This is a genomic window from Saccharospirillum sp. ABV4_185 (genome assembly GCF_056159245.1).
In genome coordinates, this window is record NZ_JBSWUW010000001.1 from 527,609 (window position 1) to 541,124 (window position 13,516).

The 13,516-nt window shown below is 59.5% G+C and carries 12 protein-coding genes; 7 read left to right on the forward strand and 5 right to left on the reverse strand.

The features are described 5' to 3' along the window. Positions 1-58: 58 nt before the first annotated feature. Positions 59-1,180: a PQQ-dependent sugar dehydrogenase gene (locus ACXAE6_RS02370; protein ID WP_475143960.1), complete on the forward strand. Its 1,122-nt coding sequence runs from the start codon at positions 59-61 to the stop codon at positions 1,178-1,180. Here the strand turns inward: ACXAE6_RS02370 and ACXAE6_RS02375 are convergent, their stop codons facing one another. After that, a complete protein-coding gene (locus tag ACXAE6_RS02375; protein WP_475143962.1) occupies positions 1,181-1,936 on the reverse strand; it encodes a sulfite exporter TauE/SafE family protein in 756 nt (251 codons plus the stop codon). A 266-nt stretch (positions 1,937-2,202) separates the two neighbouring features. Between ACXAE6_RS02375 and ACXAE6_RS02380 the strand changes: the two genes are divergently transcribed. The 4 genes from ACXAE6_RS02380 (at position 2,203) to ACXAE6_RS02395 (ending at position 6,685) form a co-directional block, all read left to right on the forward strand. Further along, entirely contained in the window at positions 2,203-3,132 is a 930-nt protein-coding gene (locus tag ACXAE6_RS02380; RefSeq protein ID WP_475143963.1) for a TAXI family TRAP transporter solute-binding subunit, read from the forward strand. 14 nt (positions 3,133-3,146) lie between these two features. Next, positions 3,147-5,078, forward strand: coding sequence for a TRAP transporter permease (locus ACXAE6_RS02385; RefSeq protein WP_475143966.1), 1,932 nt, complete (start codon positions 3,147-3,149; stop codon positions 5,076-5,078). A gap of 161 nt (positions 5,079-5,239) precedes the next feature. Beyond that, positions 5,240-5,818 carry a TetR/AcrR family transcriptional regulator gene (locus tag ACXAE6_RS02390; RefSeq protein ID WP_475143968.1) on the forward strand — a complete coding sequence of 193 codons (579 nt, stop codon included), beginning with the start codon at positions 5,240-5,242 and terminating at the stop codon, positions 5,816-5,818. A 54-nt stretch (positions 5,819-5,872) separates the two neighbouring features. Then, the gene (locus tag ACXAE6_RS02395) at positions 5,873-6,685 is read left to right on the forward strand and encodes an SDR family NAD(P)-dependent oxidoreductase (RefSeq protein ID WP_475143970.1); all 813 of its coding nucleotides are present in this window, start codon (positions 5,873-5,875) and stop codon (positions 6,683-6,685) included. 49 nt (positions 6,686-6,734) lie between these two features. On the opposite strand, the gene ACXAE6_RS02400 is transcribed toward ACXAE6_RS02395, so the two are convergent. Next, positions 6,735-7,718 (reverse strand): isopenicillin N synthase family dioxygenase, encoded by a 984-nt coding sequence (locus ACXAE6_RS02400; protein ID WP_475143973.1) that lies wholly within the window; start codon positions 7,716-7,718, stop codon positions 6,735-6,737. A gap of 460 nt (positions 7,719-8,178) precedes the next feature. On the opposite strand from ACXAE6_RS02400, the gene ACXAE6_RS02405 reads away from it, so the two are divergent. Next, the gene (locus ACXAE6_RS02405; RefSeq protein ID WP_475143975.1) at positions 8,179-8,526 is read left to right on the forward strand and encodes a hypothetical protein; all 348 of its coding nucleotides are present in this window, start codon (positions 8,179-8,181) and stop codon (positions 8,524-8,526) included. A gap of 115 nt (positions 8,527-8,641) precedes the next feature. Here the strand turns inward: ACXAE6_RS02405 and ACXAE6_RS02410 are convergent, their stop codons facing one another. Next, positions 8,642-9,529: an NAD-dependent protein deacetylase gene (locus ACXAE6_RS02410; RefSeq protein ID WP_475143978.1), complete on the reverse strand. Its 888-nt coding sequence runs from the start codon at positions 9,527-9,529 to the stop codon at positions 8,642-8,644. Between the two features lie 443 nt (positions 9,530-9,972). Between ACXAE6_RS02410 and ACXAE6_RS02415 the strand changes: the two genes are divergently transcribed. Beyond that, the gene (locus ACXAE6_RS02415) at positions 9,973-11,526 is read left to right on the forward strand and encodes an FMN-binding glutamate synthase family protein (RefSeq protein ID WP_475143980.1); all 1,554 of its coding nucleotides are present in this window, start codon (positions 9,973-9,975) and stop codon (positions 11,524-11,526) included. Here ACXAE6_RS02415 and ACXAE6_RS02420 read toward each other — a convergent pair. Beyond that, a complete protein-coding gene (locus ACXAE6_RS02420) occupies positions 11,523-12,425 on the reverse strand; it encodes a DMT family transporter (protein ID WP_475143982.1) in 903 nt (300 codons plus the stop codon). The genes ACXAE6_RS02415 and ACXAE6_RS02420 overlap by 4 nt on opposite strands. Before the next feature lie 81 nt (positions 12,426-12,506). Continuing rightward, positions 12,507-13,475: a calcium/sodium antiporter gene (locus tag ACXAE6_RS02425; protein WP_475143985.1), complete on the reverse strand. Its 969-nt coding sequence runs from the start codon at positions 13,473-13,475 to the stop codon at positions 12,507-12,509. Between the last annotated feature and the right edge of the window lie 41 nt (positions 13,476-13,516).

The following is a 13,516-nucleotide window of genomic DNA, read 5'->3' on the forward strand; positions in this document are numbered from 1 at the left end:
CGCAATGACAGTCGGCCGTCCACAGTGAAAGCCATTCGTATCATCGCCGGAGACCCCTATGCTGACGCGCCTGCTGATACTGATCAGCCTGATCACCAGTCCACTATTAGTGAACGCCGCCGCCATTCTCGACGGTCGCAGTGCCGGTCAGGCATTTGTGGTTGAGCAGGTTGCCGACAACCTCGGCGTCCCCTGGGGCCTGGCCTTTGTCAACGACAACACCTTGATCGTCACCGAGCGCAGCGGTCGCGCCTGGCGCATCGACAGTGACAGCGGCGAACGCCAGGCACTGAGCGGATTACCCGAAGTCGCGGCCCAGGGTCAGGGCGGTTTACTGGATGTGGCGCTCAGCCCGGATTTCGCCCAAGAGCCCTGGCTCTACTTCACCTACAGCAAGCCACACAACGGCCAGGCAGCAACCACCCTCGCCCGGGCGCAACTTAACGGCACCGAACTGACCGACTGGCAGGACTTACTGATTACCCGCTCGACCACCTCAACCAGCCGCCACTTCGGCAGCCGCATCAGCTTTGACAGCGACGGCCATGTTTTCTTTGGCATTGGTGATCGAGGCGAACGCCCCAACGGCCAGGATCGACAAACCCATGCCGGCAGCATTCTGCGGCTGAATCTCGACGGCTCGGTTCCGAACGACAATCCGTTCGTTGGCAACAACGACGCACTTGATGAAATCTGGAGCTACGGTCACCGCAATCCGCAGGGACTAACGTTCGATGCACGCAGCGGCCGACTTTGGGAAATCGAACACGGGCCGCGCGGGGGCGATGAAATCAACCTGATCGAAAAAGGCGCCAATTACGGCTGGCCGGTGGTGTCTCAGGGCCAGGAATACTGGGGACCGGTCGACGTCGGTGACGACTCGCAACCGGGTATGCGCAACGCTGTGAAAGTCTATATTCCGTCCATCGCACCGAGTAGCCTGATCGTCTATCAGGGCGACGCCTTTCCCGCCTGGCAAGGCAATCTCTTTGCCGGAGCGCTGGTGTTACAGCACCTGAATCGAGTCAGCCTCAATGCCGCCGGCGAACCCGACAATGAAGAACGTCTGCTGGGCGACCTCAATGAACGAATCCGCGCGCTGGCGGTCAGCCCAGCCGAGGGCTGGCTCTATCTGAGTACCGACAGCGGCCGGTTGCTGCGTCTGCGTCCGGCCGACTGATTAGAAGCGCAGCAAACCATTGGCCACCATCGACAAGCCGGTGAGCAGCAACAGCACAAAGATAATACGTCGGAAAGTCGTCACCGACAGTCGGCTGCGCGCCCGGTGACCAAGCCGCAGCCCAATCAGAGCCGGCACCACCACCAGCAGGGACAACAGCGCATCGGTGTGACTGACCAAACCCTGGCCGCCCAAGCCGATGGCCAGAACCAGACCACCCAGTAAAAAACTCAGACTCACCGCAAACACAAAGTCGTCTTTTTCCAGCCCGCATGCCACCAGCGTCTGCAGCGCCGGAAAACCAAAGAACGACGTCACTCCACCAAGAGTGCCGCTGATCGCACCACTCAAACCCAACATCCAGGGTTGCCAGCGCAGCGGAATCTGCAGCGGTTTGGCCAATTGAGAAGCGACCGACACCAGCATCATGCTGCCAACCAAAATCGACAGCACCGACGAACTCAAGGACGCCAGCAGCTGTACCGACACCGCCAGCATCACCAACATACCCAGCACCAGCGGCCAAATACGCCGGAATACCCGGCGATGCGACCAATGCTGAACAATCTGCACCACATTGGTGACAAAGACCGGCACCAGCGCCCAGCCCATGGCCTGGGGAATCGACGCGCCCAACACCAGGGTTGATACCGGAATCGATACCATCGGCATGCCAAACCCAGACAGGCCTTTAATGCCGCCGGAAATAAAGTAAACGCCGATCAATACCCCGATCAGCCAAAGGTTCCATGTCATAGGATCTTGCATCATCACTGTTCACTGCAGACTCAAATACCAAGAGCGCCAGCCTAATCGACCGACTGGCGCATTACCCTGTTTGACGACCGAACGCACCGTTCAGCAGCCATGCAGCGGTAAACACCGATCGCTACCAGAACCGGCAACTTGCAACACAGCGTCCATACGGATTAACCCTCCCAAGCTGCACCGATGCTATAAATGACGGTATTCTGAAGCGGTCACAGACCCCCATAAAAACAAGATTCAGGAGCGACAGACTCATGCGTATTGCTGTAATTCGCTACACCCTAGTAATGATCACCACCCTGCTGGCCGGTACGGCTCTGGCCGAAGATCGCCTGTCCATTGGCACCGGCGGCACCGGAGGCCTGTTCTATGTCATCGGTGCCGGTATGGCCGACACCATCAACCAGCACGTTGATAACACCACGGCCCGGGCCGAAGTCACCGGCGCCTCGGTGGAAAACATTCGCCGCGTCTCCGCCGGCCAGATGAACTTCGGGTTGTCATCATCCTCGACACTCTACGAAGGCAAGAACGGCATCGGCGCCTTTGATGGTCAGCCCATGGATGTGGCCGCCGTGGCCTATCTATACCCGGCCGTGCTGCAGGTCGCCACCATCGACGGCACTGGTATCGACACCCTTGCCGATCTCGCGGGCCACCGTGTTTCCATGGGCCCTCCGGGCAGCAACGCCGCTGTGCTGGCGCAACGACTGTTCGAAGCCTATGGCGTCTTCGGCGACATTGAACCGCGCTTTCTGTCTTATAACGAAGGTGTCAGCGCACTGATGGATGGTCAGGTCGATGCCACCGTCGCTCTGGCCGGCGCGCCCACGGCTGCCCTGATCGACCTGGATTCCCAGGAAGACATGAAACTGCTGGCCGTTGATGCCACCGCCGTTGTCGACATGCTGTCCGAATACCCCTTCTATCAGCTGTATCAGGTTCCGGCTGGCACCTATCCCGATCAGACCAGCGCCGTGACCATGATCAACGATCCGGCCACCTTGTTTACCGCTGCTAGCGCTGCTGATGATCTGGTCTACCGCATCACCGCCGCCCTGTTCGACAATCTGGATCAGCTCGGCAGCGTACATCCTCAGGCGGCCGCCATTGCCAAGGAAACCGCGCCCAACACCCCCATTGCCCTGCATCCGGGTGCGGCTCGCTACTTTAGCGACAACTGAAGCGACCACTGACCATGACTGAAGCTTCTGTATCCCCGACCCTGGCGCTCGACAGCCGGGTCGGGCCGCTGGAAACCCGGATCGTCTCCGGGTTATTTGCGTTAATGGCCGTGGCGGTTTCCGCTCTGGTCATCTACGGCGCCTACTTCGGCGGCATCACTGCCTTATTGCTGCGTTCGATGTTTTTCTCCGGCGTTGCCGCTGCCGGTCTGACCGCCGCTGCCTTGCAGTTGCGTTGGCCCGGTTGGCGGCTGCTCTGTTACCTGCTGGCACTGATCGCGCTGATTCCCGGCCCTTATCTGTGGCACAGCTATATGGACATCATCATGCGTGGTGCCATGTCAGTGCCGCTGGATGAGTGGATCTTTATCGGTCTGGTCGCCGTGGTGTTTGTCTTTGTCCGCCTTACCCTGGGTTGGGCGCTGGTCGTATTGATGGCCCTGGCGTTCGCCTACGCCTGGTTTGGTTACCTGATTCCCGGCAAATACGGACACGGCGGTTACGATCTGGCGCGCCTCACCTCAACGCTGATGCTCTCGACCGAAGGCTACTTCGGCGTGCCCATGGGCGTGGCGGTGGAGTACATCTTCCTGTTCGCCCTCTTTGGTGCGCTGCTCAGCCGCATTGGCACCGGCGAAGTCTTTGTCGATATTGCCCGCGGTCTGACCGGTCGTGTCAAAGGCGGACCCGGGCTCTCAGCCGCCTTGTCCAGCGCACTGATCGGCTCACTCAACGGCAGTGCCGTGGCCAATGTGGTCACCACCGGCACGTTCACCATCCCGCTGATGAAGAAGGTCGGCTATACGCCACGCCTGGCCGGTGCCATCGAAGCTGCCGCATCCTCGGCCGGGCAAATCATGCCGCCGGTCATGGGGGCTGCAGCCTTTTTGATGGCCGAAATCATCGGCATGCCCTACCCGCAGGTAGCCCTGGCCGCCTTGATTCCCGCTTTGCTCTACGTCTTTGCGTTGATGCTCGCGGTGCGCCTGGAGGCCGGCCGGCTGCAACTGGAACGCGACACCGAGGGCGGGCTTACCTTTCTTGGCCAAACGCTGCGTGAACGCGGCTATATGTTGCTGCCGTTGATCGCGCTGATTGTGTTGATGGTCAGCGGTCAGTCCCCCACCCACGCGGCGGTCCTTGCCATCGTCGTTGGCTTGCTGATCAGTCCGTGGCGCCAGGACACCCGCCTTGACGTCAAAGGCCTGATCGCCGTCTGTCAGCAAACCCTGGTAGCGACTGCCCCTATTGTTGCGGCCGTTGCGGCCGCCGGCACCGTTATCGGCATTCTGAACCTGACCGGTATGGGCCTGATGGTATCCAGCCTGATCGTCGAAGCCGGCGGCAGCAGCCTCTGGGGTGTACTGGCGCTGACTGCACTGGCGTCCTTTGTGCTCGGCATGGGCTTGCCGACCTCGGCCGCCTACCTGCTGCTCGCTGTCCTGGTCGCACCCGCCTTAACGCGTCTGGGCATGGAGCCTATCGCCGCTCATATGTTTATCTTCTACTTTGGCCTGGTGTCCGCCATCACGCCGCCCGTGGCGCTGGCAGCCTATGCGGCGGCGTCCATTGCCGGCGCCTCGGCCAACGCCACCGCGCTGGAAGCCATCCGGCTCGGCTTCGTCAAATTGCTGGTGCCCTTCCTCTTTGTCACCATGCCTGGCTTGTTGATGATTGGCTCTGCCAGCGACATCACCGCCGCCATTGTCCTCGCCGTTCTCGCCACCGGCGGCCTGACCATTGGTCTGGCCGGCTGGCTGGGTCAACCACTGCAACCCTTGCAACGCCTGCTCTGGATAATTGCTGCGCTTGGCGTCGCCTGGCCGGCTCCAGTTGCTGACCTGTCACCGCTGGTGCTCGGCGCCCGGATCATCGGCATCGCCTTGCTGATCATGCTGCTGTGGCGCAGTCTGTTGGTCGGCAAGCGCCAGCCAGCGACCAACTGAAACGACTGGCGGCGCTGTCTGAGGCAGCGCCGCCAGCTTATCCTCCGCACTCCTGTTGCCAAGGTTCGAGAACCGCTACTGACTCAGCAAAAAAAGCTGGACATCGGTCAGGTACGGCACTAAGTTTCTTTCCAGAACAGCCGTTCTGAAAAGAGTGATTCATGCCAAGACAACGCCAATTCAACGAAACCGATGTTCTGGAACAGGCTCTGCCCGTGTTCTGGAAATCGGGCTACAGCGCGACATCCATCGGCGATATCGTTCAGGCCACCGGCGTCAATCGCTATGGCCTCTATTCGGCATTTGGCGAAAAACACCATCTCTTCGCGCAGGTGATGGATCACTACTCCAACAAAAACATCAGCTTTATGCTCGGCCCCATGGAGCGCGAAGGTGCGGGCATGGAAGCGATAGAGCGCTATTTCGATATCCTCACCGAAACCATCCCCAGCCACGACAAACGACTGGGCTGCCTGATCGGCAATGCCTCTATCGAACTGGTCAAACCTCATGAACAGATTGCCCGACGCATCGGTGCTCATTTTGAGCGCATGCGTGCTGCCTTCGAAAACGCTCTAACCGGCGCTTACGCGTCACGTACCGATGTTCTACCCCGGGTTCCTGAGCTTGCCGACTATCTGGTTGGTGTGGCTATGGGCTACCTGCTGTGTTCCAAAGCTGGCTTTTCGGAAGAGCATATCCGCCGTTTCGTGGATACCTCGATCGAATTGCTCCCCTAACCTGTTCGTTTTTTTTATTCGTTTCAGAACGATCATTCTGAAAAAGGAGCTACCATGAAAAAGATCGATCCGCATTACTTTGGCCCCTGGGCGGTCATCACCGGCGCTTCATCCGGCATTGGTCGGGAGTTCGCGCGTCAGTTGGCAGCAAACGGCATCCATGTTGTGCTTATCGCCCGGCGCACTGAACTGTTGAATCAAATCGGGGCTGAACTGCAACAAAGCTACGGCGTCGACTACCGCGTCGTCACCGCCGACCTGGCCCAAGCCGACAGTCTCGACATGGTACGCGACGCCACCGCCGATCTGGATGTCGGTCTGTTTGTCGGTTCGGCAGGCACCGGATCCCCGGCAGCCTTTCTCGATGAAACGCCCGCCAAGCAAAGCGATGTCATTCAGGTCAACATCAGCGCGCAGTTGGCACTGACCCGCCACTTTGCCGAACGTTTAGTAAAACGCGGGCGCGGTGGCATTGAGATGGTCTCGGCCATGGGTGCCGATCTGGGTTTGCCGTTTATGGCCAACGAATCCGGCACCAAGGCCTATCTACTGATGTTGGGTCGCGCCCTGAATTGGGAGCTGAAAAGCAAAGGCGTTCACGTCAGCGTGCTGCTGCCGAGCCCGACCGACACCCCCATCATCGAAGCCTTCGGTTTCTCCAAAGACAGCATGCCAATGGCGCCGATGAGCGTAGAACGCTGTGTCGACGAAGGACTGGTGGCACTGCGCAAAAACCAGTCGTCGGTGTTAACCGGACGGATGTTCCGGGTCTTATCAGCGCTACTGCCTGCGCCACTGATGCGCGCGGTCAACGCCCGCATGCTCGGCGATGCGGCCAGACGTCGGGTGGAACTGGGCTTGGTGTGATTGCAGCGATAACCCGCAGCGCCAAAGGCGTCTGCGGGTACTCCAAGATTCAACGGTTGAAGTTAGCGGCAATCCGCTGCTGCAGATAATCCGCCGCGGTAATCGGCGGATACTTGCCCTGAGGGCCTTCAATCATCACCTCACGATTGGCCTGGCAAAAAAACGCCATGCTGTAGCGCGCGCCACGGTGTTCATCCTCACGCGGCATCCGTACCCGGTGCAGCGTCGACTTCAAGCGGTCATCACTCCAGCGCATCAGCATGTCGCCAATGTTGCAGGTGATGATGCCATCGCGCGCTTCCACACTGGTCCAGGCCTGCTGACCCTGTGCGTCCTTGCCCGGGCACAGTTGCAAACCGCCCTGGCCGGTACGCTGAAACACCATGGTTAAACAATCGAAATCGGTATGAGCCCCGGCGCGCCAGATACCCGGTCCGGTGTCAGCCTTGGCTAACGGCAGGTAATGCAGCAACCGCAGCGTGCTTTGGTAATCCGGCTGACGCCAGTCGTGCGCCTGGGTGAAAAAGTCCGCCGCAAAACCCAGGCGCTGCGCTAAACAGCTCAATACCCGCATACCCAGCGTCCAACAGGCGTGTTCGAACGCCAGCAGGCGCGGCTGAAAATCTGGCATTGAGGACGGCCAGATATCCGCCATATGGGGCCGGGTGATTTGATACGACTCTTTTTGATCGAGCGTTCCGGTCGAGGGGCGCTTCTGAGTGCGGAATTCCCAGCCGGCATTCAAGCCAGGCTTTAACGCACAGTCGGCTTTTTCGGCCTCCGGCAATGCAAAAAACTGCTCCGATAACGCAAAGGCGTCATCGATATCCGACTGCGCCAGACCATGGCCGGTCAACTGAAAGAAACCCACTTCGCTGGCCGCCGCCCAGAGCGCATCGCCAATCGCCTCGCTGTCAGTGTCGAAATCGCTCAGGTCGATTAGCGGCACAACGCGATCGTCCGTCTCCACGCCATCGCCACCCAAGGTGGATTCAAAGCGCAATTCTTCCAGGCCGTATTCCGGTGTGTTCATGGTGATTCTCCATCCTGTTGAGGAGCAATGCCTGACGCAGAGGTCTGCCGCTTCTACCCCGAAGTGTTGAGTCAGCCATAAAGGAGGGAACGACAAGGAAAGGTTTGCTGGTGCTGGAATACATGAGTCAAGCAAGCCACCCGGTCCGACCCGTCCACCACTGCGGCTGACGATCCGATACAGAGCAATGCCCGGGTTCAACGAACCTGACCGCTTCTACTCAAATGCAACCGATATACAGCAACGCTCATGCCAGCCACGACCAGGACGTGATTTCCAGCGCACCGGAGCATCGCTTCCGATACACTGCCCCGCCTGACAGCAAATAGCCGTCAAAGACGCACTAAAAGAAGGCAAACCGATCGGGTTGCCGACATCAAAATACTGTATTAATATCCAGTATCGAATATCGAACCAAGGGCAGCGTTGTCATTCGCTGCCTCCATCCGGGAGTTGGAACGTGGATTATCAACTGATAGGAAAGACCTTGGAAAACGCCGGCAAAGACATCCAGAAACTGAACAACAAGCTCGACAAAATCCTGGAAAAGCTGCTTGAAGTCGAAGCCATCGAAGAGCGTAAAAGCGAAGCGGTGGAACACATCCAGGCCGACCGCATTGGCGATGCCATCGAGCTGCTCAAACTGGTTGAGAAAGATCAGCTCAAAGCCGAAAACCTGAAAGCTGAAGAAGCCGAGTTGCGCACTCAATTAGAAGCAGCTCGCGAACTGGCAGCCAAAGCCGCCACCGGCGACGTCGAAGCCAGCACCTTAAAAGCGGTACCGGACGCTGACAGCAACGCCGCCTGATCAAACCGTCTGCCATCCCCAGGCCGCATTAGCGGCCACCCTATCCCGGAGCGACCTTATCGCTCCGGGATTTTTTTATCCGCACTTGTTAATCACCCAACTAAGCGCGCCAAAATTACAAAGACGCCATCGCAACCGCCAAGGCCTCGGCAATGCGGGTGTTGAGTTTTAAATCCACCAACGGATCGGCCCGGGTGCGACCCAGGTTCAACACCGCCAGCGACTGCCCCGCCTTATGCGCCTGACGGCAAAAGCGGAAGCCCGAATAGACCATCACCGACGAACCAACCACCAACAAGGCATCCGACTGCTCCAGTTGATCGAACACCTGCGCCACTCGCTCGCGCGGCACATTGTCGCCAAAGAACACCACATCCGGCTTGAGCACGCCGTCGCAGTGCGGACAGGCCGCCACAGCAAACTGACTGAAATCGACTTCCAGATCGGCATCACCATCCGGTGCCGCCTCCGCGCGGTAATGATGAAACGCCGGGTTCAGTTCATGGCAGCGCTCGTGCACCTCAGTCCGCGTGCACTGATAACCGCAACTCATGCAGATCACCGCATCAGCACGGCCGTGTAAATCGATCACTTTGCGGCTGCCCGCCTGCTGATGCAGCCCATCAACATTCTGCGTCACCAGGCCGGTCAACAGACCGCGCTGTTCCAGTTCCGCCAGATGAAGATGCGCCGGGTTAGGGCGCGCCTGGCTCATCACCGGCCAACCGATCAGGCTGCGGCCCCAATAACGCTGGCGCATGGCCGCATCGCTCATAAAAATCTGATGCTGGACCGGCGGCTTGCGCTTCCAGCCGCCCTGGTCATCGCGGTAATCGGGTATGCCGGAGTCAGTGCTCACTCCGGCTCCGGTCAGTACCAGAGTGCGCGGATGGCGCTTTAGAAAGTCGGCCAGTTGTTCACCCGCGCTCTGGCTGTCGAGCAGCGGTTCCGGTTCAAGCTGAGGCGGCAGCTGCACGCTGCGTACAGGCGAATGCAGAGTCATAGAGTGTCCGTTGGCGAGGCTGATCGAAGTCTAGGGAGCCTCTGAATAATTCCCTCAGGGCTCTGGCTTATCCGAGGGATGTTGCCACAAGGCAAACTCATGCAGGAAGGTCGAGACCTTTCAAATGAGTTTAACGCAGTGGCAACGTTCCTCGGAAAGCCCCGGAGGGCGCGGCTAAAACGTCCTGCCCCGGCGTTGCACTTCTTGACAAGGGCTACGGCCATTGCGCTGCGAAGTGCGTCGGGGTGCCGCATCACTTGTGGCAGAACGTTTTAGCTCGCGCAGAGCCCTGGGGGAATTGTTCAGAGGCTCCCTCGTTAATAAGGTCAGTTACGCTCAGGTCAATTCTACGGATGACCATCCATCACCTCACACTCGCTTCCAATACGCTGCTAGCGATGATTTTTGTTAGGCTTGCCACTTCGCGCCTGAGGAGAGTCTGGATGAGCAGTTCTTATACCCAGTTGGGCCTGACCATTTTGGCCGTGGCCGGACTGTTGATTGTCGCCGCCGTCATCATCTTGTGTCTGGTTTTGATCTATCTGTATATCAGCGACCGTCGTCAACGCATCCACACCATCCGCCGCAACTACCCCATCCTCGGGCGCTTCCGTTATCTGTTCGAACATCTGGGCGAATTCTTCCGCCAGTACTTCTTTGCCATGGACCGCGAGGAACTGCCGTTCAATCGCGCCGAACGTTCCTGGGTGTATCGCGCCGCCAAAAATCTCGACAACACCATTGCCTTCGGTTCAACGCGCTCACTGGAACCCATCGGTTCCGTCTTCTTTATGAACGACGCCTTCCCGACACTGGAAGATACCGCCGACCACCCGCTGCCCATCACCATCGGTCCGGATGCCAAACAGCCTTACCAACCCAAATCCTTTTTCAATATTTCCGGCATGAGCTACGGCGCGCTGTCGGCACCGGCGGTGCGAGCCTTGTCGTTCGGCGCGGCCAAAGCCGGCTGCTGGATGAACACCGGCGAGGGCGCGCTGTCGCGCTTTCATCTGGAAGGCGGCTGCGATCTGGTGTTTCAGATCGGCACTGCCAAATACGGCGTGCGCGATAAAAACGGCAATCTCAGCGATGAAAAGCTGCGCGAAGTGGCCGCTCACGAACAGGTGCGGATGTTCGAAATCAAACTCAGCCAGGGCGCCAAGCCCGGCAAAGGTGGCATTCTGCCGGGTGAAAAAGTGACCGAAGAAATCGCCCGCGCCCGTGGCATTCCTGAAGGTGAAGATTCGATCAGCCCGAACCGTCATCTGGACATCGAAGACGGCGACGACCTGCTCGATATGATCCAGCGCGTGCGCAACGTCACCGGCAAGCCGGTCGGCTTTAAATGTGTGCTCGGCGAAACCGGTTGGTTGGTGGCGTTGCTGCGGCGGATAAAGCAGCGCGGCCTGGAATACGCGCCCGACTTTATCACCCTCGACAGCGCCGACGGCGGCACCGGTGCCGCGCCTCAGCCGCTGATGGATTACGTCGGTTTACCGATCAAGGAAAGCCTGCCCTGGCTGATCGACACGCTCAAAGCCGAAGGCCTGCGCGAGCGCATCAAAGTGGTTGCTTCGGGTAAGCTGATGGTGCCCTCGAAAGTGGGCTGGGCGCTGGCCACTGGTGCCGACTTTATCGTCTCGGCACGTGGCTTTATGTTCGCGCTCGGCTGTGTGCAATCACTGCAGTGCAACCGCAACACCTGCCCGACCGGCGTCACCACCCACAACCCGCGCCTGCAACGCGGCCTGGTGCCGGCCGACAAAGCCGAACGGGTGGCGCATTATCACGCCCAGATGGTGCATTTTTTAGGGATTCTGGCGCATTCCTGCGGTGTCGCCGGGCCGCGCGAACTGGCGCGCAAGCACGTGCGCATTGTCACTCAAAGCGGGATTTCCATGCCGCTGGATACCTTCTATCAACGCCATATTCCGTTGACGATGATCGAACCCAGCCAGAGCCCGGAACAAACTCAGGTGCCGAGCCAGCGCTAATTGCGCGCCAGGCTCAGCCAGACAATGCCGCTGAGTACGATGGCGCCACCGACAATCTGCAATGGCGATAAGGTCTGACCAAGTACCACAAAACCCAGAATCAGCGACGCCACCGGTTCAAAGTTAACCACCGGGGCGTTGCGCGCCATATCCAGACGCGGCACCAACACAAACAACAACGTCGAAGCGGTGCCATAGAACAGCGCCAGCAAACACAGACCGACCCAGCCGGTAGCGGTGGCCGGCAAATCCAGACCGCCGGGCACCAGATTCATCACCCCGGCAATCAACATCACCGCCAGCACCGTCATCATGGTAAACACCGAGCGCACTGCGCCGGGCATGCCGGACAGCTTGTTGTCGGTGGTCCAGATCGCCACGGTAAAGAAGCAGGCCGCGGCCAGCGCGAAGGCGACACCAGGCTGCCAATCCGGTCCCATGGCAGCCGGGTCGGCCAGCCAGGCGGGCACGTCCAACACCAGCACCACACCGACCAGAATCATCAACATGATCACCACCAAGCGCAGCGACGGCGGCCGACCGGTCAACGCCCAGTTCAGCAAAGCCAGTAAAATCGGCCAGGTGTTAACCATCAACAAGGCCACCGCCACCGGCACTCGCGCCACCGCCGAATACAGACAGATGCTCTGTCCCGCAATCATCAGCCCCAACAGCAACTGCCAGCCGCGCTTGCCTTGAGGAATGGCAAAGCGATGCCGCTGCCACACGGCCAGCAGCGTCATGATGGTGAGCGCCACCGCACCGCGCGTCAGAATCGCCAGCATCAGGCCGGTGCCATTATCGAAGGCCAGGCGCGCCGAGACATGGTTGGAGGCAAACAGCGTCGAAGTGGTCAGCAGAATCAGAATGGCGAGCGGGCGGGCAATGGGCGTGGACATCTCAGTTCCTTCAAACGAATGGCGAGCAGCCTAGCATGAAGCGTTCATAGAGAGGCCGAACCCAGCGTTCATAACGCCAGCCTAAGCACCCGCCACCAGCCAGAGGCTATAACCGACATAGACCACCAGCAGCAGCACCGCTTCCCAGCGGTTGATGCGTCCGGCGCGACCACGTCGGCCCATGCCCAACAGAAACAGCGCCAGCGTCAGCGCCACCAGCACCAGCAGATCGCGCGACAACAACTCAGGTTGCGCCGTCAGTGGCCGGATCAGCCCGGCCAGGCCGGTCACCGCCAGCGTATTAAAGAGGTTGGAACCGAGCACATTACCCAGCGCCAGATCATGCTCACCCCGGCGTGCCGCAACGATCGACGACGCCAGTTCCGGCAACGAAGTACCGACCGCGACGATGGTCAAACCTATCACCAGTTCGCTGACGCCCAGGCGAGTCGCCAGCGTCACAGCGCCCCACACCAACAGGCGTGAACTGAGCACCAATAACAGCAAGCCTAATACCAGCCAGAACAGCGCCCGACCGCGCGATAAGTGCTGCGCCGCCAGGTTCTGATCAGCCTCCGCCGCCAACGCATCTTGCGGCGAACGACCGGCCTGCCACAGCATCCAGCCGATCAGAGCAGCAAACACGACCAGCAGAATCAGCGCATCGAAGCGGCTCAAACTCAGGTCGCGCAACAACACCACGGCCAACAAGGTCACCGCAGTCAGCATTGGCAGCTCAAGGCGCAACACGCCCGAACGCACAGCAATCGGACTGATCAGCGCCGTTACGCCCAGAATCAACGCAATATTGGTGATGTTAGAGCCGATGGCATTGCCCAGCGCCAAGCCGCTCTGACCTTGCCAGGCCGCCAGCGCCGACACCGTCAGCTCCGGCGCCGAGGTACCAAAACCGATCACCACCATACCGATGATCAGCGGCGACCAACCCAGGTAACGCGCCGTCACCGAGGCACCCAGCACAAACCGATCGGCGCTCCACACCAACAGCGCCAGGCCCAGCGCGATCGCCAGAAACGACAGCAGCATCATTCACCTCAATGGTTAAAATTCAGACCAAACCCATCGCACGT

Coding starts and splice junctions, on each gene's coding strand:
- ACXAE6_RS02370 (WP_475143960.1), top strand. CDS start 59: ATGCTGACGCGCCTGCTGATACTGATCAGCCTGATCACCAGTCCACTA.
- ACXAE6_RS02375 (WP_475143962.1), bottom strand. CDS start 1,936: ATGACATGGAACCTTTGGCTGATCGGGGTATTGATCGGCGTTTACTTT.
- ACXAE6_RS02380 (WP_475143963.1), top strand. CDS start 2,203: ATGCGTATTGCTGTAATTCGCTACACCCTAGTAATGATCACCACCCTG.
- ACXAE6_RS02385 (WP_475143966.1), top strand. CDS start 3,147: ATGACTGAAGCTTCTGTATCCCCGACCCTGGCGCTCGACAGCCGGGTC.
- ACXAE6_RS02390 (WP_475143968.1), top strand. CDS start 5,240: ATGCCAAGACAACGCCAATTCAACGAAACCGATGTTCTGGAACAGGCT.
- ACXAE6_RS02395 (WP_475143970.1), top strand. CDS start 5,873: ATGAAAAAGATCGATCCGCATTACTTTGGCCCCTGGGCGGTCATCACC.
- ACXAE6_RS02400 (WP_475143973.1), bottom strand. CDS start 7,718: ATGAACACACCGGAATACGGCCTGGAAGAATTGCGCTTTGAATCCACC.
- ACXAE6_RS02410 (WP_475143978.1), bottom strand. CDS start 9,529: ATGACTCTGCATTCGCCTGTACGCAGCGTGCAGCTGCCGCCTCAGCTT.
- ACXAE6_RS02415 (WP_475143980.1), top strand. CDS start 9,973: ATGAGCAGTTCTTATACCCAGTTGGGCCTGACCATTTTGGCCGTGGCC.
- ACXAE6_RS02420 (WP_475143982.1), bottom strand. CDS start 12,425: ATGTCCACGCCCATTGCCCGCCCGCTCGCCATTCTGATTCTGCTGACC.
- ACXAE6_RS02425 (WP_475143985.1), bottom strand. CDS start 13,475: ATGATGCTGCTGTCGTTTCTGGCGATCGCGCTGGGCCTGGCGCTGTTG.